This window comes from Citrobacter sedlakii, from assembly GCF_018128425.1.
In the GTDB taxonomy this organism is placed as follows: Bacteria; Pseudomonadota; Gammaproteobacteria; order Enterobacterales; family Enterobacteriaceae; genus Citrobacter_A; species Citrobacter_A sedlakii.
Map to the genome: position 1 here is coordinate 2,994,608 of NZ_CP071070.1, position 23,026 is coordinate 3,017,633.

Here is a 23,026-nt window from a genome sequence, read left to right on the forward strand (position 1 = left end):
TGTGTGCAAACTTGCGTTGGGGCTTCTTGTGAAAACAAGGGGTTGCAAAACTGGCACGAATCTTTCATTACGCTTACTGTTCTTGCAGGGGATCGCCCCGTGGATAAAAAAGGAAATGCTATGAAGTCTTTATTAAACGTTTCACTGGCTGCACTTACCCTGGCTTTTGCCGTCTCTTCTCACGCGGCGGAAAAAAAACTGATTGTGGCGACTGACACCGCGTTCGTTCCGTTTGAATTCAAACAGGGTGACAAATACGTTGGCTTTGATGTGGATCTGTGGGCTGCCGTCGCGAAAGAGCTGAAGCTGGACTATCAACTGAAGCCGATGGATTTCAGCGGCATTATCCCGGCACTGCAAACCCGCAACGTCGACCTGGCGCTGGCGGGCATCACCATTACCGACGAGCGTAAAAAAGCGATCGATTTCTCTGACGGCTACTACAAAAGCGGCCTGTTAGTGATGGTGAAAGCGAATAACAACGATGTGAAAAGCGTGAAAGATCTGGACGGTAAAGTGCTGGCGGTGAAGAGCGGCACCGGCTCCGTTGACTACGCGAAAGCGAACATCAAAACCAAAGATCTGCGCCAGTTCCCGAATATCGATAACGCCTATATGGAGCTGGGCACCAATCGCGCGGACGCGGTTCTGCACGACACGCCAAACATCCTCTATTTCATCAAAACCGCCGGCAACGGCCAGTTCAAGGCGGTCGGTGAGTCTCTGGAAGCGCAGCAGTACGGTATCGCGTTCCCGAAAGGCAGTGACGATCTGCGTGAAAAAGTGAACGGCGCGCTGAAAACCCTGCGTGAGAACGGCACTTACAACGAAATTTACAAAAAATGGTTCGGTACTGAACCGAAATAAAACAGCCTGAGAGCCAGGCTCTGTAACGCCCGGCAGCGTTTGCCGGGCCTACACTTTTAGCCATCGTACGATCGGCTATTTTCACCACGGTAACAGGAATAACATATGCAGTTTGACTGGAGCGCCATCTGGCCCGCCATTCCGATCCTGCTTCAGGGCGCCAAAATGACCCTGTGGATCTCGATCCTCGGCCTCGCCGGGGGGATCGTCATTGGCCTGCTGGCGGGGTTAGCCCGTACTTACGGCGGCTGGATCGCCAATCACGTCGCCCTTGTGTTTATCGAAATCATTCGCGGCACGCCTATCGTCGTGCAGGTGATGTACATCTACTTCGCCCTGCCGATGGCCTTCCCGGACCTGCGCATCGACACCTTTAGCGCGGCGGTAATCACCATCATGATTAACTCCGGCGCGTACATCGCGGAAATTACCCGCGGTTCGGTCTTGTCGATCCACAAAGGGTTCAGCGAAGCTGGGCTGGCGCTCGGGCTTTCACGTCGCGAAACCATTCGTCACGTGATTATGCCGCTGGCGCTGCGCCGCATGCTGCCATCGCTTGGCAACCAGTTAATTATCAGCATTAAAGACACCTCGCTGTTCATCGTGATTGGGGCGGCTGAGCTGACCCGCAGCGGCCAGGAGATCATCGCCGGCAACTTCCGCGCGCTGGAAATCTGGACCGCTGTCGGCGTGATTTACCTCATCATCACGCAGGTCTTGAACATCGTGCTTCGTAGTCTGGAAAGAAGGATGAAAATCCTGTGATTGAATTTAAAAACGTCTCCAAGCACTTTGGCCCAACCCAGGTGCTGCATAATATCGATCTGAACATCAAACAGGGCGAAGTGGTGGTGATTATCGGGCCGTCAGGCTCCGGAAAATCCACGCTGTTACGCTGCATTAATAAACTGGAGGAGATCACCTCCGGCGATCTGATCGTTGACGGCCTGAAGGTCAACGATCCGAAGGTAGACGAGCGTCTGATTCGCCAGGAAGCGGGAATGGTATTCCAGCAGTTTTACCTGTTTCCTCATCTGACCGCCCTGGAAAACGTCATGTTCGGCCCGCTGCGCGTGCGCGGCACCCGTAAAGAAGAGGCGGAAAAACAGGCGAAAGCGCTGTTGGCGAAGGTCGGCCTTGCCGAACGCGCGCACCACTATCCGTCTGAGCTTTCAGGCGGGCAGCAGCAGCGTGTGGCGATTGCCCGCGCCCTGGCGGTTAAGCCGAAAATGATGCTGTTTGATGAGCCGACCTCTGCGCTTGACCCCGAGTTGCGCCACGAGGTTCTGAAAGTCATGCAGGATCTGGCGGAAGAAGGCATGACCATGGTCATCGTAACCCATGAAATCGGCTTTGCCGAAAAAGTGGCCTCGCGTCTTATCTTCATTGACAAAGGCCGGATTGCCGAAGACGGCAATCCGCAGGCGCTGATTGAAAACCCGCCAAGTCAGCGTCTACAGGAATTTTTGCAGCACGTTTCCTGACGATTCGCCTCCCTTTCGCGCCGAAGGGGAGGTTTTCTACGACTCCTCCCAAATCCAAACCTCATCCCTCCAGCAACTATACTTATTGTTTTGCACAATTTTCTCATTGGAGGAGTCATGCGGTGGATCCTGTTTGTCCTCATTTGTCTGGCGGGGGCGCCCGCCCATGCGGTGACGATTCCCGGCGTGACCGCCAGCCCGGCGGCAGATGCTAAAACTACGCCCGCGCCCGAGCCGGACATTGAACAAAAAAAAGCGGCTTATGCCGCTCTGGCCGATGTGCTGGAAAATGAGGCGTCGCGCAAGGAACTCATTGGCCAGTTGCGCAGCGCCGCCACAACATCCGCGCCTGAGTCCCCCCCCAAAATCGTTCCTCCTGCCGTTGTGGAAGAAAAAACGGTGCTGGAGAATATCACCGACATCAGTCATCGCTACGGTGCGGCCTTCGCCGGGCGCTTCGCCCAGCTTTATCGTAATATCACCGACGCACCGCATAAACCCTTTAACAGCCAGACGTTCACCAACGCCCTCACCCACTTCCTGATGCTGGCGGTCGCCGTGTTCAGCTTTTACTGGCTGATTCGTCGGTGCGCGCTTCCGCTGTATCGCAAAATGGGTAACTGGGCGCGGAAGAAAAATCGTGAGCGCCGCAACTGGCTTCAGCTTCCGGCGATGATCGTCGGGGCTTTTATTATCGATCTGCTGCTGCTGGCGCTGACGCTATTTGTCGGGCAGTTACTGAGCGACAGGCTAAACGCCGGAAGCCGCACCATTGCGTTTCAGCAGAGTCTGTTTCTCAATGCCTTTGCCCTGATTGAGTTTTTTAAAGCGATACTGCGTCTGATCTTCTGCCCGAAAGTGGCGGAGCTGCGTCCGTTTTCAATTCAGGACAGCAATGCCCGGTACTGGAACCGCCGGTTAAGCTCGTTGAGCAGTTTGATTGGTTATGGGCTGATCGTCGCCGTTCCCATTATTTCTAATCAGGTCAACGTGCAGGTCGGCGCAATGGCGAACGTGGCGATCATGCTGTGCATAACGCTGTGGGCGCTGTATCTGATCTTTCATAATAAAAAGGATATCACCGGGCATCTGCTGAACCTGGCCGATCGTTCGCTGGCCTTTTTTAGCCTGTTTATTCGCGCTTTTGCGCTGGTGTGGCACTGGCTGGCAAGCGCCTATTTCATCGTCCTGTTTTTCTTTTCGCTGTTCGATCCGGGGAACAGCCTGAAATTTATGATGGGCGCAACGGTGCGCAGTCTGGCCATCATCGCCATTGCCGCTTTCGTGTCGGGGATGTTCTCTCGCTGGATCGCCAAAACCATTACCCTTTCTCCACACACGCAGCGAAATTATCCTGAACTGCAAAAGCGCCTGAACGGCTGGCTGTCCACCGCGCTTAAAGTGGCGCGTTTCCTGACGGTGTGCGTCGCCATCATGCTGTTGCTGAATGCCTGGGGACTGTTCGACTTCTGGAACTGGCTGCACAACGGCGCGGGTGAAAAGACGGTGGATATCCTGATCCGTATCGCGCTGATCCTGTTCTTCTCGGCGGTGGGCTGGACCGTTCTCGCCAGCCTAATCGAAAACCGTCTGGCCTCCGATATTCATGGTCGTCCGTTACCCAGTGCGCGCACCCGCACGCTGCTGACGCTGTTTCGCAATGCGCTGGCGGTGATCATCAGCACCATCACCATTATGATTGTGCTTTCGGAGATCGGGGTGAATATCGCTCCGCTGCTGGCAGGCGCCGGCGCGCTGGGACTGGCGATTTCGTTCGGGTCGCAAACGCTGGTCAAAGATATTATTACCGGCGTGTTTATCCAGTTCGAAAATGGCATGAATACCGGCGATCTGGTCACCATCGGGCCGCTGACCGGAACGGTTGAGCGGATGTCAATTCGTTCGGTTGGCGTGCGGCAGGACACCGGGGCATATCATATTATTCCCTGGTCCTCGATCACGACCTTCGCCAACTTTGTGCGCGGCATTGGTTCGGTGGTGGCGAACTACGACGTGGACCGTCAGGAAGATGCCGACAAAGCCAATCAGGCGTTGAAAGACGCGGTTAACGCGGTGATGGAAAATGAGGAGGTGCGGGGCCTGATCATCGGTGAGCCGACCTTTGCCGGTATCGTAGGGCTGACCAACACCGCCTTTACCCTGCGCGTGTCGTTCACGACCCTGCCGCTAAAACAGTGGACGGTCCGCTTCGCGCTGGACAGCCAGGTGAAAAAACATTTCGACCTGGCCGGGGTGCGCCCGCCGGTGCAGACGTATCAGGTCCTGCCTGCGCCGACGATGTCGCCGGCGGCAGAAACCGCTTCCGCGCCGCTACCGCCAAACGCCCCGACGCTTTAGCGTTGACGCGCGTTAAAACGGCGGCGCTGGTCATCGTCCATAAAGGTCCAGGCGATAAAGCGACTCTGCTTATTGCCCTGGGCCATCTCTTTTTTCACCACCCTGACGGCGCCGACATCCGTCAGCGCCCGATACAGCGGCGGCAGATTTTCCCCCCGTGACACCAGTGTGGTAAACCACATCACCTGGCGCCCAAAAGCCCGGCTTTCGGCAATCATGGTTTTAATAAACGCCACTTCGCCCCCCTCACACCACAGCTCCTGCTGCTGGCCGCCGAAGTTCAGCGCGTCGTCTTTATCCTGTCCCAGGTTACGCCGTTTACGCTCGCTACCCGCACGCGCGGCGGCGGCAGAGTCATGGAATGGCGGATTGCACAGCGTCGCATCGTATTGCTCGTTTTTATGGATAATGCCGTTAAAGACAGCCGAAGCGGTTTTCTGCCGACGCAAACGTATTGCGCGCGTCAATCCGGGGTTGCCGTTGATAATCGCCTGTGCGCTGGCAAAGGCGCGATCGTTGGTCTCGCTACCGGTAAAGCGCCAGCCGTATTCATGAACGCCAATCAGCGGATAAATACAGTTTGCCCCCACGCCGATATCAAGCAGCGTGGCCGATGAGGGAACGCTGCCCGTGGTTTCAGCCAGCAGATCGGCCAGGTGATGGATGTAATCCGCCCGTCCCGGTACCGGTGGGCATAAAAAACCGTCAGGGATATCCCAGTTCGCCACCCCGTAGTAATGGGCCAACAGCGCTTTATTCAACGCTTTGACCGCCTGCGGATTGGCGAAATCGACGCTTTGTTCGCCCGCGGGTGTTCGGGTCAGAAACTGCGTCAGCTCAGGCGTGACTTTACAGAGCGCGGTCAGATCGTAGCGACTGTGGTGACGGTTACGCGGGTGTAATCCCGGTTTCTGGGGGGCCATAGCTTTCTCCTTTTAACAGCGGCGTAAGATACCCGCATAACGCAATGTGGTAAACCTGTGCAAAGCGAAAACCCGTTCAAATGACCTGATCAGCGTCGTCCTGTGACGGGCATCGCTCAAATCCTCAGAAAATCAGCATGATGTATGTCATTGATTTGTAAAAATACGTCAATTATTATCGTTCAAAAATTGAGCATATCTTCATCAATTTTTTCCGCTGTTTCCGCGACTGTGGCGACCTACACTTAGGAGGCACAACACGTTGTTTCACCAAGGAGCGCATCATGAAAAAATGCCTCGCCTTCCTCCTCGCCACCGCGTTTGCCGGTATAACGTCCGCGGCGTCAGCCGCACAGCCTCTGAGCAGTCCGGATGCCGGACAGTTGCGCGCATCGGGCACCGTTTCCGCCACCGGCGCAACCAACCTGAGCGAACTGGAAGACAAACTGGCGGAAAAAGCGAAGGAGCAAGGCGCAACCGGCTTCGTCGTTAATTCCGCAGGCGGTAAAAATCAGATGTATGGCACGGCCACGATCTATAAATAACCTTCCTTTTATCTCCTCCGGCCCGATGGCGCATGCGTCTTTCGGGCTGATACCCTGCGAATCCGCAGACCCGTTATACTTAATTATCCATCTATCATAAGGAGAACACGCTATGGCCTCCGGTTGGGCTAATGATGACGCCGTAAACGAACAGATCAACAGTACGATTGAAGATGCCGTTGCCCGCGTACGCGGTGAAATTCCGCGTGGTGATAGTCTGTATGAATGTGCAGAATGCGGTGATCCCATCCCTGAAGCACGACGCCAGGCGATACCCGGCGTGCGGCTATGCCTCGCCTGTCAACGGGAGAAAGATTTACATAATGCAACATATGCAGGATATAATCGCAGAGGCTCCAAAGACAGCCAGTTACGCTGACTTTTCTTTACCTGGATCTGTAGAATTTGCCGTTTCGCTTACACTCACGTTAAAACGCAGTCTGCGTGGCAAAACGTGCCGTTAATCACGCTACTGTAAAGCCGACTGCGAAGAAGCGTAAATTCATGCCATGAATTAATTAATAATCAATAAGTTATTTTTCATTCAATTTATTTGATGAAGGCGGTCAATTCTATTCGATTTTCTCTCTCGCCAAAAACCGTGATACTCATCACATCGACGGAACATCGTCTTCCTTAAAGAATAACCTGCGAGAGATTAATAATGAAAAACATCAAATACGCTATTGCTGCTGTTGCCCTGTCCACACTCTCTTTTGGCGCCTTCGCGGCCGAACCCGTTACTGCTGCACAGGCCCAAAGCATGAATAAAATCGGTGTAGTGTCTGCGGATGGCGCAACCACGCTGGACGGCCTGGAAGCGAAACTGGCTGAAAAAGCGACCGCTGCGGGCGCCAGCGGATACAGCATTACCTCCGCCACCAACAACAACAAAATGAGCGGCACCGCTGTTATCTATAAATAATTTCACCCCGTCTGTTTGCCGACAGACACACTGCTCCAACCCTCATTGAACCATTGTTACCCTTGTTTGCCCGTCCGCCACTGGACGGGCTTTTTTTTATCCGTTTTCGCCGTCGCTTAAAACGACTGATTCACCCGAGCCAGGCCTTCTTCCAGCGTTTCAACTTCAGCGGTCGCCACCAGACAGCACGCCATCTGGCGCTTTATTGACGCCGGAACCGGTTCACTTCCGGCAAGACAACGTTCGATCCAGCGCGCGGTGGTTTGCGGATCTTTTGCCGCAGGCAGCGGCACCGGCGCGTCCGGGATATCGCTTTGGCGCTCCTGCAACACCCGAATGCCGCTGCCGTCTATCAGGCTGATTTGCGGACAGCGCTGCGGATTCGCATACACTTCCCCTTCCGTACCGTGCATCAACAGGCCGCGACCGCCGATGTCGCTGAAGAACTTCGCCACCCGGGGGACATATTCGGGATGGGAGACGCTGGAAAGACGCAACGCGGCGTCTTCAGCGAACGGCGTTGCCAGCTTGGCAAGAGTATGCGCGCTGTTGCGAACGCCTAAGCGCCAGCGCATCGCCAGCTGCGTTTCCAGCGGCGGGCACAGCGCCCCGACCGGAATAAATACCGGCTGGTGACCATCCAGTTTTGCCTGCGCCTGCCCGGCATGACGCGTCGGCGGAATGCCCATCAGTTCGAAAATCGTTTCCGTCAGGACACGCGTGGGATCTTCACTGACGCCGTGAACCACCACCGGGAAGCCCAGTTTATGCAACAGTATCGCCAGCAGCGGCGTCAGATTGGCCTGTTTACGCGCGCCGTTATAGCTGGGAATAACAATCGGCATCGGTTTCGCAACGGGCGGGGTGAGCGTAATCGTATGATGCTGCATGGCCTCATAGAATCCGCGCATTTCCGCCTCACCTTCCCCTTTGATGCGCAGCGCGATCAGAATACCGCCCATTTCCAGCTCAGGCACTTCGCCGTTTAGCATCCGACTATACAGGCCGCGCGCCGTGTCCTGGTCCAGATCGCGGGCGTGATTTTTCCCCCGGCCAATCTCTTTAATGATGCTGCGATAATCCATGATGTCTCCCCTGTGACATTTTTTTAACAATATAGCCCTTAACCAGAGACGGCTGATAGCTTTTTATCGCGCTGCCCAATCATCTGTTTTTGAAAAAGTTCTACAAATGCAAGCGCAAGTGCAAATATTTGTGATTATCTCAACACAATCTTCCTGCCCCTCATTCTGCTTAAATATCCAACGCATCAATAGTGAGGACTATCGGTAACAACGTCCAGGCAACGTTTTACCCAGAGAATACCAGGAATGATTATGAACAAGGTGGCTTTAGGCTTAGTGTGCGCGGCAACGGTTGGATGCACTGCATCGGCATTTGCCGCAACCAATGGCGAAGGACAAATTAACTTTACCGGCGAAATCGTGGATTCCGCCTGTCAGGTTGTGAACGGGTTGAGCAACCCGTTAAATGTGCAGTTAGGTAAGGTGTCAAAAACGGTATTTACCGGTGCTGGCTCCACCAGCACGGCAACAAAGTTTGATATTCAACTGACGGGTTGTCCGGAGACTGTCACGTCTGCCGCCATTAATTTCGGCGGAACGCCGGATGCAAACGACAATCGCTCGCTGGCAATCACCCCGGGCGCCGATGCGGCAACGGGCGTGGCCATCCAGTTGCTCGATTCGGCTGAGCAACCGGTGAGTTTATACACGCCTTCCCGCGAATATCCGTTAATGTCAGGAAGCTCGGTCAACGATCTGGAGTTTGCCGCACGCTATATCCAGACTCAGGCGGCTATAACCGCAGGTCCGGCTAATTCCGTTTCAACCTTCACTGTTATCTATAACTGATATTCCCCATCCAGAGGAGTCGCGTTACGTCTGCGCGGCTTCCTCTCTTTACGTTGAGAAACAGGTATGCGCCACGGTTATTTACTGAGCACACTTTTTCTGGTAGCCGCAACGGCACATGCGGGTGTTATTATTAACGGCACTCGCCTGGTTTATCAGGGAGAAAAAAAGGAATCTTCTCTTGGTATTTCAAATCCAGATAGCATGGATTATCTGGTACAGTCCTGGGTAGATTCTGGCAGTAATAATCGGACTAAAGCCCCCTTTTTAATTACCCCGCCTTTATTCCGCCTCGATGCCAATGAGGATAATGTTCTGCGTGTCGTTCGCACCGGTGGAGATCTACCGAAAGACCGCGAGTCCCTGTACTGGTTGAATATTAAAGCGATCCCATCGTCAAAGCGAATTGAAGGGGTTAACACCCTGCAAATCGCCATTAATACACGCATTAAGCTGCTTTACCGCCCGTCAGGCATTAAAGGTAAGCCTGAAGACGTCGCCAATAAACTGGAATGGCGTCGCGAAGGTCACGATGTGGTGGTAAAAAACCCGACCCCATTCTATATGAATTTTCAGAAGGTGACGCTGAACGGCCACAGAGTGAATAAAGCGACGTGGGCGGTCCCTGAGGCCGAAACGCATTTTGCCCTCCCGGCGGAGGCTGACGGAACAGCGTTAACCTATTCCATCATCACTGATTACGGCAGCATTAGCCAGACGTTCACTAAGACCCTGCATTAATAACGTTGTCCTCTGGCGCCATATTTATTATGTATAGTCATCAAAAGCCGTTTTCCTGCCGCTTATTTGCCGCGCTGGTCCTGCTATGTGGACTGGCGGCGGCAGTTTTTGCGCAGCAAACCAGAGCGGATGATTATTTTAATCCGGCGTTACTGGATATTGATAATCCGCAGCAGGGAAAGACGGATTTGTCGATTTATGAAAAAGGTCCCGGCCAGGCGCCTGGCAACTATCAGGTGACAATTTTTATTAATAACAGCAAAGTCGATACCCGTAACGTCACCTTCAATTTACAGACTCACGCGAAAGGAACGCGCACCCTCCAGCCTTGCTTTTCGCTGGATGAACTCAAGACGCTGGGGATTAAGACAGACGCCTATCCTCAGCTTATGACAGAGAGCAAGTGCGCGGACTTAAGCGTTATCCCTGCCGCATCGGCCACCTTCCGCGTACGCAATCAGCAGTTGTTACTCAGCATCCCCCAGTCAGCGTTGGGACAGGTGCCGCGCGGCTATATCGATCCGAAAGACTTTGACGAAGGGATCACGGCCGGTCTGATTAACTACAGCGCTAACGCCAGCCACAGCCATGCGCGGCAACAAAACAGCCAGGACAATAGCAGCCAATACATCAACCTCCGCCCAGGGCTGAATATCGGCGCGTGGCGGGTGCGTAATTATTCCACCTGGAACCGTAATGCCACGGGCGACGATCGTCAGGAGAAATTCTCCTCCGTCTATACCTACGCGCAGCGTGATATTGTCGCCCTGAAAAGCACTTTGACAGTCGGTCAAAGCTCCTCGCCAGCAGACGTCTTTGACAGCGTGCCGTATACCGGCGCGCAGCTAAACGCTGAAAACGAGATGCTGCCCGACAGCGAAAAAGGCTATGCGCCGATTATTCGCGGCACCGCCCACAGCAATGCGCGGGTCGTCGTTCGACAGAATGGCTACGTCATTTACCAAAACACCGTTGCGCCTGGCGCGTTTGAGATTAACGATCTCTACCCTACCGGCAGCAGCGGCGACCTTCAGGTCACGGTCCAGGAGACGGACGGCAGTGAAAACCACTTCGTCGTGCCTTATGCCTCCGTACCGGTTCTGCAGCGTGAAAAGCACCTGCGTTACAGCGTTACCGCGGGTCGCTATCGTTCCTATGACAGTCACGTTGAGAAAACGCCGTTCGCCCAGGGCAGCGCTATTTACGGTTTACCCTACGGCGTTACCGCCTATGGCGGGGTCCAGCACAGCAGCCACTATCAGTCGCAGGCCATCGGCGCCGGGAAAAACCTCGGTGATTTAGGGGCGTTTTCCGTCGATGTTACCCGTGCGAAAGCACTGCTCAAAAAACAGCAAGCCCATAAAGGCCGATCCTGGCGCGTGCGTTACAGCAAAAATTTCGTCGGTTCCGGCACCAACTTCTCACTGGCGGGCTATCGCTACAACAGCAAAGGGTTCTATACCCTCGAAGACACCCTGGAATCCTATACCCAGGCTGACGACGTCTCCGCTCCCCGGCAGCGTCGCGCCCGCACCGAAGCCACCCTTGACCAGACGCTGGGTGAGCGCTGGGGTTCGCTTACGCTCAGTCTGGTGAAAGAAACGTACTGGAGTCAACGCCAGGACATGACGTCAATGAGCGTCAGCTACAACAACAGCTGGCACGACGTAAGCTATAGCCTGAGCTACAGCATGAACAAGAACACCCGCGACAGCGACGACAAAAGCGCCGACCAGAACGATAACCAGTTCGCACTAAGCGTTTCCATACCTCTCGATCGCTGGATACACAACACATGGGCGACGTACAACCTGAACAACACCCGGACAGGCGCCACGCAAAATATCGGCCTTAACGGCACCGCACTGCAGGAGGACAATCTTAACTGGAGCCTGCAGGAAGGGCTGAGCAATACCGGTAGCGGCAGTTCAACCAGTATGAATATGGATTACAAAGCGACTTATGGTGAAGTAAGCGGCGGCGTCAGTCAGGATAAATACCAGCGTACGGTGAATGTGGGACTGCAAGGAGGCATCGTTGCTCATGCCAATGGGATCACATTGAGTCAACCGCTTGGCGAAACCATTGCTCTGGTGAAAGCGCCGGGTGCATATGGCACGCATATTACCAACCAGACAGGGGTAGAAACGGATTTTCGCGGCTACACCGTCGTTCCGTTTGTCACGGCCTACCGTCATAACACCATTTCACTGGATACCGAAACATTGCCGGATGATGCCGACGTGACCCATGCGGCGCAAATTGTCACGCCGACCCGCGGCGCCGTGGTTCGCGCCAGTTTTAACACCCGCACAGGCAACAGAGTGTTAATGACGCTTACGCAAAACGGCAAACCGCTCCCCTTTGGCGCAACGGTTACGACAGGGGATAAGGACAGCGAATTTATTGTCGGCGCTGACGGACAAACCTATCTTTCCGGTCTGCCTCAACATGGACGTCTCGACGTTTCCTGGGGGGACGATACCAGCGAGCACTGCGTCGCTGACTACGCGCTTACGGATGAGAAAAACGAAACCCGCATCATTAACGCTGCCGCGCAGTGTCACTGACCATTAAGGCAATACATATGCATATGATTAAGCATTGTTTTTACCTGGCGATCCTTACCGCTGCCGGGTTGTTTATGCCGCACGCCAAAGCGTCCTGCCACACGCCGGACATGCCAAAACTGATTAACGTGCCTTCGATTTCGGTACCGGTTACGCTCGCCATTGGCGAAACCATTCCCGGCTCAGAACAGACTGTACATGTCGCGGGTAACTGCGATGAGCGTTACGACAGCGGACTGGAAATTATCTCCTGTTATTATGGTTCCGGCGCTGAAATTCCCGGAATGAACGGCGTGTACGATTCCGGCGTGCCCGGTATCGGCGTGGCGCTGATGAATGACAAAGGCCAACGCATCAGCGGTGCTGGCGGGCAACAGTGCGACTCACGCGCCACGCCGATTGCCTATGTCTCTTCTGATGGCTACCAGTCATTTAATTTCGACGTGACGCTTCAACTGGTTAAAACGAGTCATCAAGTCGCATCCGGTACGCTGGTACAGGCGCAAACAACATTTGGCATCGGTATTTATGCTCATGAAGGGATCGGCGATCCCAATACCCTTTCGTACGCCGGTAATGTCATTCTGAAAGAGGTCACCTGCTCGGTGTTGCCGAAAAATCTCACCGTTAATCTCGGTGATTTTCCGGTCAGCGATTTCGTGAGTGTCGGAACATTGTCTACCCCCGCGCAAAGCTTTGACGTGACGGTACACTGCGACAGCACTGTTCAGCCGCAGGTGAAGATAACCAGCGCAAACGGCTATGAATCGGCGTTCGAAGGCGTTCTGAAACTGACGCAGCAGAAAGGAATGGCCACCGGGATTGGCGTCAGGATGCTCTTTGACGGCCATCTGGCCACCTTTGACAGCTATGTTGAAACTGCAAGCCAGGCGATCGCCAACGAAACGTTGACCATACCTTTCCAGGTGCGCTACCAGCAGACCCGCGAGGTCGTCACTCCCGGCCCTGCCAATACCGTGGCGACCATTACCCTCGCCTATAAGTGACCACGATGAAAAAGAGCGCATTGATTCTTGCCCTGGGTGTGATCGCGCAGGCTAACGCGGATGATATTCAGATTCAGATGAACGGTAATATCTTCGCAAATACCTGCATCGTTGACAGCGCCAGCCGCAATCTGACGGTGGATTTAGGCCAGGCGGTTTCCGGTAGCTTTAAAGACATTGGCGACACCGGTGAATGGAAAGACTTTTCCCTGACGGTGACGCATTGCCCGGAATCGCTCACCCTTGCTACAGCTTTTTTTTATGGAAAGCCTGACAGCTCGCACCCGACAAAATTCGCCAATATCGGTAGCGCCAAAGGACTGGCGCTGGAACTCGCGGACCGCCAGGACCATATGCTTATCGCCCCCCAGGCCGCCTTCAGCGCGGTGATCAACCCCAGCGACCGCACGGCCACCTTTCCGCTGGCGGCGCGTTATTACGCTACCGCCATGCCCGTCACCGCCGGCACGTTCAGCAGCGTTGTGCAGGTGACCTTCACTTACCAGTAGGACTGCGCCCCTTAGCACGGATGCTTTTTCTTCGCCCGGCAGCCACTTTTGCCGGGCGTTTTTTTACTTCCGGCACCTCCGGGCGTTCAATGGGGAAAACAGGCAGCGCGTCCAGTAGCCGCTTGCCGTAATTTTTGGTCAACAGCCGCTTGTCATAAATCACCACTTCGCCCCAGCAGCCGTGGCTACGGATCAGACGACCAACCTGCTGGATGAGGTTAAACGATGCCGCAGGCAAGCTCTGCACCTCAAACGGATAACGATTCAGACTTTTTAGCCATTCGCCTTCGGTAATGACCACCGGGCTGTCAATGGGCGGAAAGGCGATCTTATGGATATGCACCTGACTGAGTAATTCACCTTTCAGGTCCAGCCCTTCGGCAAAGGATTGCAGCCCGACCAGCACGCTGCGCTCGCCGCCTTCCACCCGCTTGCGATGCAGTTCCACCAGCCGATAGCGTGGCTGATCGCCCTGCACTAACAGCAGTAACCGCAGGTCGGTAACGTACTCAAGAAAGCGTTGCATCGCCCTGCCGCTGGCGAACAGCACCAGCATGCCGAGGTGCTTTTTGCTTTCGACCTGCTGACGAAAATAGGCAGCCATTTCGGCGATGTGCTGCTCTTCGTTATCAATGAGCGGCTCATAGCGCATCTGCGGAATAACAATTTTTCCCTGCTCAACGTGGTTAAACGGCGAGTCGAGCGCGACAAAGCGGTCTCCCGCTTTTTCCTTCAGACCGCTCATCTCCTGAAGCCGCGAAAAGCTGTTCAACGAGCGCAGCGTGGCGGAGGTGACGATAATATGCGGCACGCTGCGCCAGAGCAGCCGTTCAAGCTGGTCGCTTACCCGGATGCCAACGCAGTGGAACCAGACGAGGATCTGCCCGTCGCGCACCTCCCGCGTCGTCCATTTGGTGACCGGCGCGCCGGAAGACTGCGCCAGCGAAGCCAACCGCCACAGCTTGCTTTGCGCTTCGAACATCCCCAGGGCCCGGTTCATCTGCAGAATCACCCGGTGCAGGCGAACCACATCGTGACTGCCGGTTTTCTCGCTGAGATCGTTTATGAAAAGTTCAGCCAGCCCGCGCAGCGTTTCGGTCAGCTTCGCCAGCCGCTGACAAATCTCCATTACCTCGTCCGGCAGCTCGCCCATCGCGAAGCGATGTTCTGCCTCCTGAGCGGCGGGCATATACAGACTGAGAATGTTATTCAACGAGGCGATAAGTTCGTACAATTCTTCACAGTGGGCGTTCAGGCGCTCGGGGTTTGCCAGCGGCGGCGTGGTCTTGGGACGAAACTGCTCCATGCAGGTCGCCACCAGTTTGGTGAACAAATCCAACTGAAGCCGATACCAGGGGGCGGTGATTTCTGCGCTCATCTCCAGCGCGTCACGGGCGACGTCCGGCAGGTGATGGCCTTCATCCAGCACCAGCAGCAGGTTTTTCGGGTCCGGCAGCACGGCCTCGCTTTCCATCGCCGCCATCACCAGCGCATGGTTAGCCACTACCACTTCCGCTTCCTGAATTTCACGGCGAGCGACAAAGAATGGACATTCACGATAATAATGGCAGTTGCGGTTCAGACAACTGGCTTTGTCGGTACTCAGGCGTCGCCAGAGATCGTCATCAATGGCGATATCGGTATGATCGCGCAGGCCGTCCCAATGGTAGCCGTCAAGGGAGGCTTTCAGCTTCGCGCAGCGCTTTTGTTCTTCCTGATTGTTTGGCGTCAGTTCGTCCTCAAGAAACGCCAGTAAATCCTGCTGACTGGGTTCGGAACTGGCGAGCGCCGCCAGGTTGCGGGGGCACACATAGCGTCCGCGCCCAAACGCGGCGGTAAAGCGGAGATCGGGAATGATTTTGCGCAGCAGCGGCAGATCTTTACTGTAGATCTGATCCTGTAACGCCACGTTGGCGGTACTGACCACCAGCGTCTTTTGCTCTTCGCGGGCGATGGCGATGCCGGGAATGAGATACGAGAGGGTTTTCCCCACCCCGGTTGGCGCTTCAATCGCCAGATGCCGCCCTTCTTCGCCACTCAGCGTTTTTGCCACGTCAGCAATCATCTGTCGCTGCGGCGCGCGGGGGATAAAGTCGGGGATCTGTTCCTGAAGCGCCTTATACCAGGCGGCGATTTGCGCTTTTAGCGCGGCGGTTAATGCCATGAGAAAACCTGAAACACTGTATAAACAGCCACTATTGTGGCACATTTCAGGTTCAGTCAGTACCTTTTTTACCGGTTCTGGAAAGCCGCTCGCAACACGAGTTCAAAGCGCGGGGGTCGGACTGCCGGACAGCGCGGTGAATTGCGCTTATCCGGCTTACGACATTACTGTGCCGGGGTAATCCGGCGCGGGCGGCGCGGCGGACGCGGCTTATCACCCGCCGGTTTGCCTTCGCCGCTGCGCGGTTTGGCTTTCGGCGCGCCGCCGTCCTGACGACGCGGCTGTTGCCCACGGCCCGCTCCCTGACCTTGTCCCTGGCGGCCACGACCGCCACCGCCGCCACGCTGCTGGCGCCCGTTCTGGATGGGCTCCGCTTTGATTGACGGGTCCGGCTCATAACCCGGCGTGGTGATGCGCGGGATCTCTTTCTTCAGCAGTTTTTCAATATCGCGCAGCAGCTTATGTTCATCGACACACACCAGCGACAGCGCCTCGCCGGTGGCGGCGGCACGCCCGGTACGCCCGATACGGTGGACATAATCTTCCGGCACGTTCGGCAGTTCATAGTTCACCACGTGCGGCAGTTCTTCAATATCCAGTCCACGCGCCGCGATGTCGGTCGCCACCAGCACGCGAATATCGCCGGATTTGAAATCAGCCAGCGCGCGGGTACGTGCGCCCTGGCTCTTGTTGCCGTGGATCGCCGCGCTGCGAATGCCGTCTTTATTCAGTTGCTCCGCCAGATGGTTAGCGCCGTGCTTGGTGCGGGTGAATACCAGCACCTGCTGCCAGTTCCCCTGGCCGATCATCTGGGAAAGCAGTTCGCGTTTGCGTTTTTTGTCGACGAAATGAACGTGCTGCGTCACCTGCTCAGAAGCGGTGTTGCGACGCGCCACTTCGATCTCCAGCGGGTTATGCAGCAGCTTTTCGGCAAGCGCCTTGATGTCGTCAGAAAAGGTCGCAGAGAACAGCAGGTTCTGGCGCTTCGCCGGCAGCTTCGCCAGCACGCGACGGATATCGTGAATAAAGCCCATATCCAGCATGCGGTCAGCTTCGTCGAGCACCAGGATTTCAATTTGATCCAGCTTCACCGCATTCTGGTGTTCGAGATCCAGCAAACGGCCCGGCGTCGCCACCAGCACATCCACACCGCCGCGCAGCTTCATCATCTGCGGGTTAATGCTCACGCCGCCGAAGACCACCAGCGAACGAATGTTCAGATACTTACTGTAATCACGGACGTTCTCGCCAATCTGCGCCGCCAGTTCGCGGGTGGGCGTCAGGATCAGCGCCCGTACCGGACGACGGCCCTTGGCATGGGGCTGCTGTGTAATAAGGTGCTGCAACAACGGCAGCGTGAAGCCAGCGGTTTTACCGGTGCCGGTCTGCGCGCTCGCCATCAGGTCACGGCCTTCCAGCACCGCAGGGATCGCCTGCTGCTGAATAGGGGTAGGTTCACGGTAACCCTGCTCGGCAATGGCGCGCAGAATTTCAGGGTTCAAACCCAGGGAATCAAAAGACATAACTACTCCGGACCGCCCCGACCGTTCCCGGTGTCGTTTTCAGGGAGATACTTACAATTTGGAAATGACAAAAACCACAATGTCATGAAGAGGCGGAGTGTAGCAGTTTTTGTGACAGAGCGCATAAATATCCCATCGCTCAGGTTTATACGGTCACGCGGCGGCGCGGAAGTTTTTATCAAACCGGTTTCTGAGTGAATTAATCGACACGGAAACCTTAACCAGAAAGTGAAAAGTACCGCCGCAGAACGCGGCGGCGAAAGCCTTTAACGCAGGTGATGTTTAATTTTATCAACCATCATCGCCGTTGAAATACCGTAACGGTCATGCAGGGTTGGCAACGCCCCGGCCAGCAGAAATTCATCCGGCAGACCAATGGTATCGAGTTCGCAACGCACGCCTTTACGCATCAGCAGCGCGGCGACCGCTTCACCCAGCCCGCCAATGCAGGTGTGGTTTTCCGCCGTGATCACCAGCCGGCCTGGTTTTGACGCCTGCTCAACCAGGGTTTTCTCATCCAGCGGCTTGATGGTCGGGACGTGCAGCACTGCGGCGCTGATATTATCGGCGCGCAGTTTTTCCGCGGTTTCCAGCGCGCGCATGGTCATCAGACCGGAGGAGATAATCAGCACATCGTTGCCATCCTCCAGCAGCTTCGCTTTCCCCAACTCAAACTTGTAGTCATATTTATCCAACACCAGCGGCACTTTGCCGCGCAGCAAGCGCATATAAACCGGGCCGTTATGGTCGGCCATCGCCGGGACCGCCTGCTCAATTTCCAGCGCATCGCACGGATCGATGATGGTCATGCCAGGGATGCCGCGCATGATCGCCAGATCTTCCGTCGCCTGATGGCTGGGACCGTAGCCAGTGGTCAGTCCCGGCAGCGCCGCGCAGATCTTCACATTAAGATGCTCTTCCGCGATGACCTGATGGATAAAGTCATAGGCGCGGCGAGTGGCGAACACCGCGTAGGTGGTGGCGAACGGGATAAAGCCCTCTTTCGCCATACCGCCTGCGGCGCCCATCAGCAATTGCTCCGCCATCCCCATCTGGAAAAAGCGTTCCGGATGGGCCTGAGCGAAAATATGCAGATCGGTGTACTTCGACAGGTCAGCCGTCATGCCGACGATCTCTGGCCGCTCCGCCGCCAGCTTTGCCAGAGCGACGCCAAACGGCGCGGCAACGGTAGCCTGACCTTCATCCGCGATGGAGGCGATCATCGCCGAGGTTTTTAAACGGGGTTTAGGGGTTGTCTGGCTCATTACAGCACTCCTTCCGGTTTGTTGGCATCGAGCACGGCAATGGCTTTCTGCCATTCGTCAGCATCAACGCGAATAAAATGGTTTTTATCGCGCGTTTCGAGGAACGGAACGCCTTTGCCCATCAGCGTGTCGCAGATAATGACCCGTGGCTGTTCGCCGCGATGGCTCTTCGCGTTATCAAACGCCTCGACGACCGCGGCGACATCGTTACCGTCCACCCGCTGTACGTACCAGCCGAAAGCCGCCCATTTTTCATGTAACGGTTCGAAGCCGAGAATTTTGCGTGAGTCTCCGTCGGCCTGCTGCTTGTTAACATCCACGATATTGATAAGGTTGGTCAGCCCGTAGTGCGCCGCAGACATTGCGGCTTCCCAGGTGGAACCTTCATCCAGTTCGCCATCCGACATGGAGTTATACACCCATGAATCGCTCTGCTTTTGCTTCAGCCCCAGCGCCATGCCTACCGCAATAGACAGTCCCTGCCCCAGCGATCCGCCGGACATCTCCATCCCCGGTGTATACGTCGCCATGCCGGACATCGGCAGACGGCTGTCATCTGAACCGTAGGTTTCCAGCTCCGGCTCAGGAATGATCCCCGCCTCCAGCAGCGCCGCATAGTAGGCAATGGCATAGTGACCATGGGAAAGCAGGAAGCGATCGCGCCCTTCCCATTCCGGTTCCTCCGCACGATACGTCATCGCATGGCTAAACGCAGCCGCCAGCACATCGGCGTAGCCCAGCGCCTGACCGATATACCCCTGCCCCTGAACTTCGCCCATGCGCAGGGCGTAGCGCCGAATGCGCCAGGCCGCCGCCGCGACTTTCTGAACTTCTGTCATCTTCATCAGAGTGCCCTCGCTTAATGGATTAACATGCCGCCGTTAACGTCCAGGGTAATACCGGTGGAATAGGAGGAGAGATCGCTGCCGAGGAACAGCGCGGCGCGCGCAATATCGACGGCGTCGCCAAGGCGGTTCATCGGAATGCCTGCCAGAATGTTGGCGGTCATTTCATCGGTCAGCTTCCCGGCGGTGATGTCCGTCTGGATCAGACCCGGGGTGATGCAGTTTACGCGCACATTGTCCGGCCCCAGTTCGCGCGCCATCGCCCGCGCCAGTCCTAATACCCCGGCCTTCGCCGCGCTATAGTGTGGGCCGCCGAAAATACCGCCGCCGCGCTGGGCGGAAACGGAGGAGATGCAGACAATGCTGCCGGATTTCTGCGCGCGCATTAGCGGAATGACCGCCTGCGACATCAGCAGCGTGCCGCGCAGGCTGACATCTAACACTGCGTCATAATTTTCGCGTTTGATATCCATTAATTTAATAGGCTGTGTAATACCGGCATTATTAACCAGCACATCAACCCGGCCATATTTCGCCACAATTTGTTCCATTGCAGCACTGACCTGCGCTTCGTCCGCCACGTTCGCCGCAAGGCCAAGATGCGCATCGCCTAACGATTTTGCCGCCGCTTCACTGGCCTCTTTATTTAAATCAATAATTACAACCTTTGCGCCATTTTCCGCAAATAACTTCGCTGTCGCGAAACCTAAACCGCGAACGGAAGCCGCGCCAGTCACAATGGCGACTTTATTTGTTAATAACATAAATTTACTCCATGACATTACGTCATATTAATTGATAAGAGAAAGATTTATTATTGTGGTTCATCAAGAAACAGAATCACCACTAAACCAATCGCTGCGCAAATACCAAAATAGGTGAAGACAGAATTAAAGCTGCCGGTATTATCAAGTAAAAAACCGGCTACCATTGGGGAAACAAACCCACCGAGATTACCGCCGCTATTAATAATAGAGGAGGCAATAGGATACGTTTTAGCATCAGAAACCGCCATACCATAAGCGGTAAACGCGGGCCAGCCAATATTCAGACACAGGCCGACAAAAAATAATCCTACGCACACTGCCGCGGTGCTTGCCGGAATATTTAGCATGATAAGCATCATTATAACGGTTGAAACGGCGGTAAAAATCATTGTCGGTTTGCGTCGACGCCCGAGTAGTTTATCAGAGATATACCCGCCGCCAATCGCGCCGACAAATCCTCCAATGCAAGGCATACTGGCAACCAGCCCCATACTCATAAAGTCGAAGCCTTTTTCTTTCACCAGATAAAGCGGAATCCAGGTCAACAGGCCATACAGCACGCTGACCATCATAAAATAAGCCAGACAATCGCCGAGAATATTCTTCGACGTAAATAATCCTTTCGCCGTATCTATGGGTGCCATTTTTCTCACCCGGATGAATTTATCCAGCCACGTAAATTTATCCGCAATGACAATATTTTCACGCGTTTGATTATTTTCGCCCTGGCTGGCGTTAATTTCCGCCAGTTCACTCTCTGAAACAAAACGGCTTTCCGAAGGTTTGGTTTTCACCAGCAGATACCAGGCGATGGCTGCCACAATGCCCGGAATGGCGAAAGAATAGAAGACCCAGCGCCAGCCCCAGGTTACCGCTATCCAGACCGCCAACGGTGGAACGATAATCGGGGCAAACATCGTCGCGGCAATATACACGCCCGTCGCTGTGGCTTTTTCTTTGGGCGGAAACCAGCTATTGATGGTCGACGCCAGCCCAACCGGACACGGCCCTTCGCTCAACCCCAGACCCAGGCGCACCAGTTTTAAGCCCAGGACCGAGCTGACGGTGCCCATCAACCAGGTAAATGCGGAAAAACCAAAGATAGATAATGAGACCAACCCGCGCGTGCCACGCTTCGCAATGAAAAAACCGGCCGGAATCTGACTTACCGCATATCCCAAAAAGAACATACTGGCGATCGCACCGGCCTCGAAGTTGTTGATATGAAACTCATCGATGATAAACGGCAGTACGGCGCCGATATTCGTACGATCGGCATAATTAATGGCATACACCAGGAAAATCATCGTTAAAACGACAAAACGATACTTTGTTTTCCTGGTGTCGGTACAGACAACCGTATCTATACGTGACATAGGGTATCCTCTTTATTGTTTTATCTTTTTTCGTGCCCGTCGCCGCAGCACCTTTATTCAGACCTTCAAGGGCAATATAACAACGTGATCAAAAATCGGCATTTAGATAACCTCAATTGAGGTTGAGAAAAATTTGATTCGTGACTGCATTCAAATTAAAGCGATCCTGGAAAACCAATTTTCCAAATTATAAAATGCGATCGGCCTCACAATTCATCACCTTAACCCCCTGATAACGTAGAAAAATCATGCTGAATATTTGCCTAATTGCACGCCAGCTGTTTATCTGTTTCTTCTGATTGCTTTCATCGGGAATAGAATTATGAGCGCCCCCGTCCCCAATAAAACGCTGCCGGTTCCATCTTTGCGTAACATTCAGGCTTTTATCGAAGTCGCCGATACTGGCAGTCTGAATATTGCCGCTGAAAACCTTAACATTACGGCTTCTGCCGTGAGCCATCAGATTGCGAGCCTGGAAAATTATTTAGGTAAAAAATTATTCTCCCGCAGCAGTAAAGGCGTAAAACTGACTACCATCGGCGAGCGCTACCTCAAAGAGGTCTCCGGCGCCTTAAATATTATTGGCCAGGCGACTAACCAGGTGATTCATGACATCCATCAGGACTATTTGCGCATTCATTCGGCCCCCAGCTTTGGCTTACTCTGGCTGATGCCCAGGCTGGATCGCTTTCGCCAGGCGTGGCCCGAACTGAAAATCAGCCTGACCTGCTCCTATGAAAGCATTCAGTTTTCTCGCGACAATATTGACATCGATATTCGTCACGGCCTTTCACAGTGGCCGACACTGGTGGTGAAAACCATCCGTAATGAAAGCGTGTTGCCCTACTCCTCACAGACCTGGCTGGAACATCACCCGGTGAAATCCCCTGAAGATCTGCTGTCGTGCGATCTCATCCATTCCGACAGCACCCTGATTAACTGGAACAACTGGTTCTCCTGGCACAAAGTGCGCGGCTTCAACAAAAATTTTATTTTCAACTTTGACCGCTCCTATATGAGCATCGAAGCAGCAAGAATGGGATTGGGTGTTATCCTTGAAAGTAACCTGCTGGCGGGAGAAAGCCTGCGTAAACAGCATTTGCAGCCGGTCTTCGCAGAGGATGTCAGCATGTCGGTGAATGCCCACCATCTGGTTATGCCGCATACCAGCGAACAAAAAGCAAAAGTAAAAGCGTTTATCGCCTGGATATCCGAGGAGCTCAACGCCGCCGGGTTCCAGATTTAAGCGCGGACTGGACAGAATACAAACAGCAGACTATTTT

General features: G+C 54.6%; 21 protein-coding genes. 13 read left to right on the forward strand and 8 right to left on the reverse strand.

What is annotated here, in order from left to right; genetic code table 11:
• Positions 1 to 120: 120 nt before the first annotated feature.
• The 4 genes from glnH (at position 121) to ybiO (ending at position 4,709) form a co-directional block, all read left to right on the forward strand.
• Positions 121 to 867, forward strand: a complete 747-nt coding sequence (gene glnH / locus JY391_RS14280; protein ID WP_042285049.1) for a glutamine ABC transporter substrate-binding protein GlnH — start codon at positions 121 to 123, stop codon at positions 865 to 867.
• Between the two features lie 105 nt (positions 868 to 972).
• Positions 973 to 1,632, forward strand: a complete 660-nt coding sequence (gene glnP, locus JY391_RS14285; protein ID WP_042285051.1) for a glutamine ABC transporter permease GlnP — start codon at positions 973 to 975, stop codon at positions 1,630 to 1,632.
• The gene (gene glnQ / locus JY391_RS14290) at positions 1,629 to 2,351 is read left to right on the forward strand and encodes a glutamine ABC transporter ATP-binding protein GlnQ (protein WP_042285053.1); all 723 of its coding nucleotides are present in this window, start codon (positions 1,629 to 1,631) and stop codon (positions 2,349 to 2,351) included. Before glnP ends, glnQ begins: the two co-directional genes overlap by 4 nt.
• Positions 2,352 to 2,468: 117 nt before the next feature.
• Positions 2,469 to 4,709: a mechanosensitive channel protein gene (gene ybiO / locus JY391_RS14295; protein WP_181821698.1), complete on the forward strand. Its 2,241-nt coding sequence runs from the start codon at positions 2,469 to 2,471 to the stop codon at positions 4,707 to 4,709.
• Here the strand turns inward: ybiO and rlmF are convergent.
• On the reverse strand, positions 4,706 to 5,632 hold the full coding sequence (gene rlmF, locus JY391_RS14300) for a 23S rRNA (adenine(1618)-N(6))-methyltransferase RlmF (protein WP_200033836.1): 927 nt from the start codon (positions 5,630 to 5,632) through the stop codon (positions 4,706 to 4,708). The two genes, ybiO and rlmF, sit on opposite strands and share 4 nt — an antisense overlap.
• Before the next feature lie 284 nt (positions 5,633 to 5,916).
• Here rlmF and mcbA point away from each other — a divergent pair, with 284 nt between their 5' ends.
• The 3 genes from mcbA (at position 5,917) to ybiJ (ending at position 7,102) form a co-directional block, all read left to right on the forward strand.
• On the forward strand, positions 5,917 to 6,177 hold the full coding sequence (gene mcbA / locus JY391_RS14305; RefSeq protein WP_181821700.1) for a DUF1471 family periplasmic protein McbA: 261 nt from the start codon (positions 5,917 to 5,919) through the stop codon (positions 6,175 to 6,177).
• 112 nt (positions 6,178 to 6,289) lie between these two features.
• Complete coding sequence (locus JY391_RS14310; protein WP_042285063.1) at positions 6,290 to 6,556, forward strand: DksA/TraR family C4-type zinc finger protein; 267 nt, start codon at positions 6,290 to 6,292, stop codon at positions 6,554 to 6,556.
• 285 nt (positions 6,557 to 6,841) lie between these two features.
• Positions 6,842 to 7,102: a DUF1471 family protein YbiJ gene (gene ybiJ / locus JY391_RS14315; protein ID WP_042285065.1), complete on the forward strand. Its 261-nt coding sequence runs from the start codon at positions 6,842 to 6,844 to the stop codon at positions 7,100 to 7,102.
• Between the two features lie 116 nt (positions 7,103 to 7,218).
• Here the strand turns inward: ybiJ and ybiB are convergent, their stop codons facing one another.
• Positions 7,219 to 8,187: a DNA-binding protein YbiB gene (gene ybiB, locus JY391_RS14320; protein ID WP_060569908.1), complete on the reverse strand. Its 969-nt coding sequence runs from the start codon at positions 8,185 to 8,187 to the stop codon at positions 7,219 to 7,221.
• 252 nt (positions 8,188 to 8,439) lie between these two features.
• Between ybiB and JY391_RS14325 the strand changes: the two genes are divergently transcribed.
• From JY391_RS14325 to JY391_RS14345, 5 genes are all read left to right on the forward strand, one after another.
• Positions 8,440 to 8,976 (forward strand): fimbrial protein, encoded by a 537-nt coding sequence (locus JY391_RS14325; protein ID WP_211934500.1) that lies wholly within the window; start codon positions 8,440 to 8,442, stop codon positions 8,974 to 8,976.
• Positions 8,977 to 9,042: 66 nt separating this feature from the next.
• Positions 9,043 to 9,717 (forward strand): fimbrial biogenesis chaperone, encoded by a 675-nt coding sequence (locus JY391_RS14330; RefSeq protein WP_181821704.1) that lies wholly within the window; start codon positions 9,043 to 9,045, stop codon positions 9,715 to 9,717.
• A gap of 29 nt (positions 9,718 to 9,746) precedes the next feature.
• A complete protein-coding gene (locus JY391_RS14335; protein WP_211934501.1) occupies positions 9,747 to 12,287 on the forward strand; it encodes a fimbria/pilus outer membrane usher protein in 2,541 nt (846 codons plus the stop codon).
• Between the two features lie 17 nt (positions 12,288 to 12,304).
• On the forward strand, positions 12,305 to 13,294 hold the full coding sequence (locus tag JY391_RS14340; protein WP_200033830.1) for a fimbrial protein: 990 nt from the start codon (positions 12,305 to 12,307) through the stop codon (positions 13,292 to 13,294).
• 5 nt (positions 13,295 to 13,299) lie between these two features.
• Entirely contained in the window at positions 13,300 to 13,803 is a 504-nt protein-coding gene (locus JY391_RS14345) for a fimbrial protein (protein WP_042285076.1), read from the forward strand.
• On the opposite strand, the gene dinG is transcribed toward JY391_RS14345, so the two are convergent.
• The 6 genes from dinG to JY391_RS14375 all read right to left on the reverse strand — a co-directional run bounded on the left by dinG (position 13,790) and on the right by JY391_RS14375 (position 21,743).
• Positions 13,790 to 15,967 carry an ATP-dependent DNA helicase DinG gene (gene dinG, locus JY391_RS14350; RefSeq protein WP_211934502.1) on the reverse strand — a complete coding sequence of 726 codons (2,178 nt, stop codon included), beginning with the start codon at positions 15,965 to 15,967 and terminating at the stop codon, positions 13,790 to 13,792. The two genes, JY391_RS14345 and dinG, sit on opposite strands and share 14 nt — an antisense overlap.
• Positions 15,968 to 16,131: 164 nt before the next feature.
• Positions 16,132 to 17,490, reverse strand: a complete 1,359-nt coding sequence (gene rhlE / locus JY391_RS14355) for an ATP-dependent RNA helicase RhlE (RefSeq protein WP_042285081.1) — start codon at positions 17,488 to 17,490, stop codon at positions 16,132 to 16,134.
• Positions 17,491 to 17,756: 266 nt separating this feature from the next.
• Positions 17,757 to 18,755 carry a transketolase family protein gene (locus tag JY391_RS14360; RefSeq protein ID WP_211934503.1) on the reverse strand — a complete coding sequence of 333 codons (999 nt, stop codon included), beginning with the start codon at positions 18,753 to 18,755 and terminating at the stop codon, positions 17,757 to 17,759.
• Positions 18,755 to 19,600, reverse strand: coding sequence for a transketolase (locus JY391_RS14365; protein ID WP_211934504.1), 846 nt, complete (start codon positions 19,598 to 19,600; stop codon positions 18,755 to 18,757). The genes JY391_RS14360 and JY391_RS14365 overlap by 1 nt, the downstream gene beginning before the upstream one ends.
• 14 nt (positions 19,601 to 19,614) lie before the next feature.
• Entirely contained in the window at positions 19,615 to 20,364 is a 750-nt protein-coding gene (locus JY391_RS14370) for an SDR family NAD(P)-dependent oxidoreductase (RefSeq protein ID WP_060569914.1), read from the reverse strand.
• Between the two features lie 50 nt (positions 20,365 to 20,414).
• Positions 20,415 to 21,743 (reverse strand): MFS transporter, encoded by a 1,329-nt coding sequence (locus JY391_RS14375; protein ID WP_060569915.1) that lies wholly within the window; start codon positions 21,741 to 21,743, stop codon positions 20,415 to 20,417.
• A gap of 322 nt (positions 21,744 to 22,065) precedes the next feature.
• On the opposite strand from JY391_RS14375, the gene JY391_RS14380 reads away from it, so the two are divergent.
• Entirely contained in the window at positions 22,066 to 22,989 is a 924-nt protein-coding gene (locus JY391_RS14380; protein WP_042285092.1) for a LysR substrate-binding domain-containing protein, read from the forward strand.
• The last annotated feature ends 37 nt before the right edge of the window (positions 22,990 to 23,026 follow it).

Bases quoted from the DNA above. Each gene is read 5' to 3' on its own strand.
- glnH (WP_042285049.1), top strand. From the start codon at position 121: ATGAAGTCTTTATTAAACGTTTCACTGGCTGCACTTACCCTGGCTTTT.
- glnP (WP_042285051.1), top strand. From the start codon at position 973: ATGCAGTTTGACTGGAGCGCCATCTGGCCCGCCATTCCGATCCTGCTT.
- ybiO (WP_181821698.1), top strand. From the start codon at position 2,469: ATGCGGTGGATCCTGTTTGTCCTCATTTGTCTGGCGGGGGCGCCCGCC.
- rlmF (WP_200033836.1), bottom strand. From the start codon at position 5,632: ATGGCCCCCCAGAAACCGGGATTACACCCGCGTAACCGTCACCACAGT.
- mcbA (WP_181821700.1), top strand. From the start codon at position 5,917: ATGAAAAAATGCCTCGCCTTCCTCCTCGCCACCGCGTTTGCCGGTATA.
- JY391_RS14310 (WP_042285063.1), top strand. From the start codon at position 6,290: ATGGCCTCCGGTTGGGCTAATGATGACGCCGTAAACGAACAGATCAAC.
- ybiJ (WP_042285065.1), top strand. From the start codon at position 6,842: ATGAAAAACATCAAATACGCTATTGCTGCTGTTGCCCTGTCCACACTC.
- ybiB (WP_060569908.1), bottom strand. From the start codon at position 8,187: ATGGATTATCGCAGCATCATTAAAGAGATTGGCCGGGGGAAAAATCAC.
- JY391_RS14325 (WP_211934500.1), top strand. From the start codon at position 8,440: ATGAACAAGGTGGCTTTAGGCTTAGTGTGCGCGGCAACGGTTGGATGC.
- JY391_RS14330 (WP_181821704.1), top strand. From the start codon at position 9,043: ATGCGCCACGGTTATTTACTGAGCACACTTTTTCTGGTAGCCGCAACG.
- JY391_RS14335 (WP_211934501.1), top strand. From the start codon at position 9,747: ATGTATAGTCATCAAAAGCCGTTTTCCTGCCGCTTATTTGCCGCGCTG.
- JY391_RS14340 (WP_200033830.1), top strand. From the start codon at position 12,305: ATGCATATGATTAAGCATTGTTTTTACCTGGCGATCCTTACCGCTGCC.
- JY391_RS14345 (WP_042285076.1), top strand. From the start codon at position 13,300: ATGAAAAAGAGCGCATTGATTCTTGCCCTGGGTGTGATCGCGCAGGCT.
- dinG (WP_211934502.1), bottom strand. From the start codon at position 15,967: ATGGCATTAACCGCCGCGCTAAAAGCGCAAATCGCCGCCTGGTATAAG.
- rhlE (WP_042285081.1), bottom strand. From the start codon at position 17,490: ATGTCTTTTGATTCCCTGGGTTTGAACCCTGAAATTCTGCGCGCCATT.
- JY391_RS14360 (WP_211934503.1), bottom strand. From the start codon at position 18,755: ATGAGCCAGACAACCCCTAAACCCCGTTTAAAAACCTCGGCGATGATC.
- JY391_RS14365 (WP_211934504.1), bottom strand. From the start codon at position 19,600: ATGAAGATGACAGAAGTTCAGAAAGTCGCGGCGGCGGCCTGGCGCATT.
- JY391_RS14370 (WP_060569914.1), bottom strand. From the start codon at position 20,364: ATGTTATTAACAAATAAAGTCGCCATTGTGACTGGCGCGGCTTCCGTT.
- JY391_RS14375 (WP_060569915.1), bottom strand. From the start codon at position 21,743: ATGTCACGTATAGATACGGTTGTCTGTACCGACACCAGGAAAACAAAG.
- JY391_RS14380 (WP_042285092.1), top strand. From the start codon at position 22,066: ATGAGCGCCCCCGTCCCCAATAAAACGCTGCCGGTTCCATCTTTGCGT.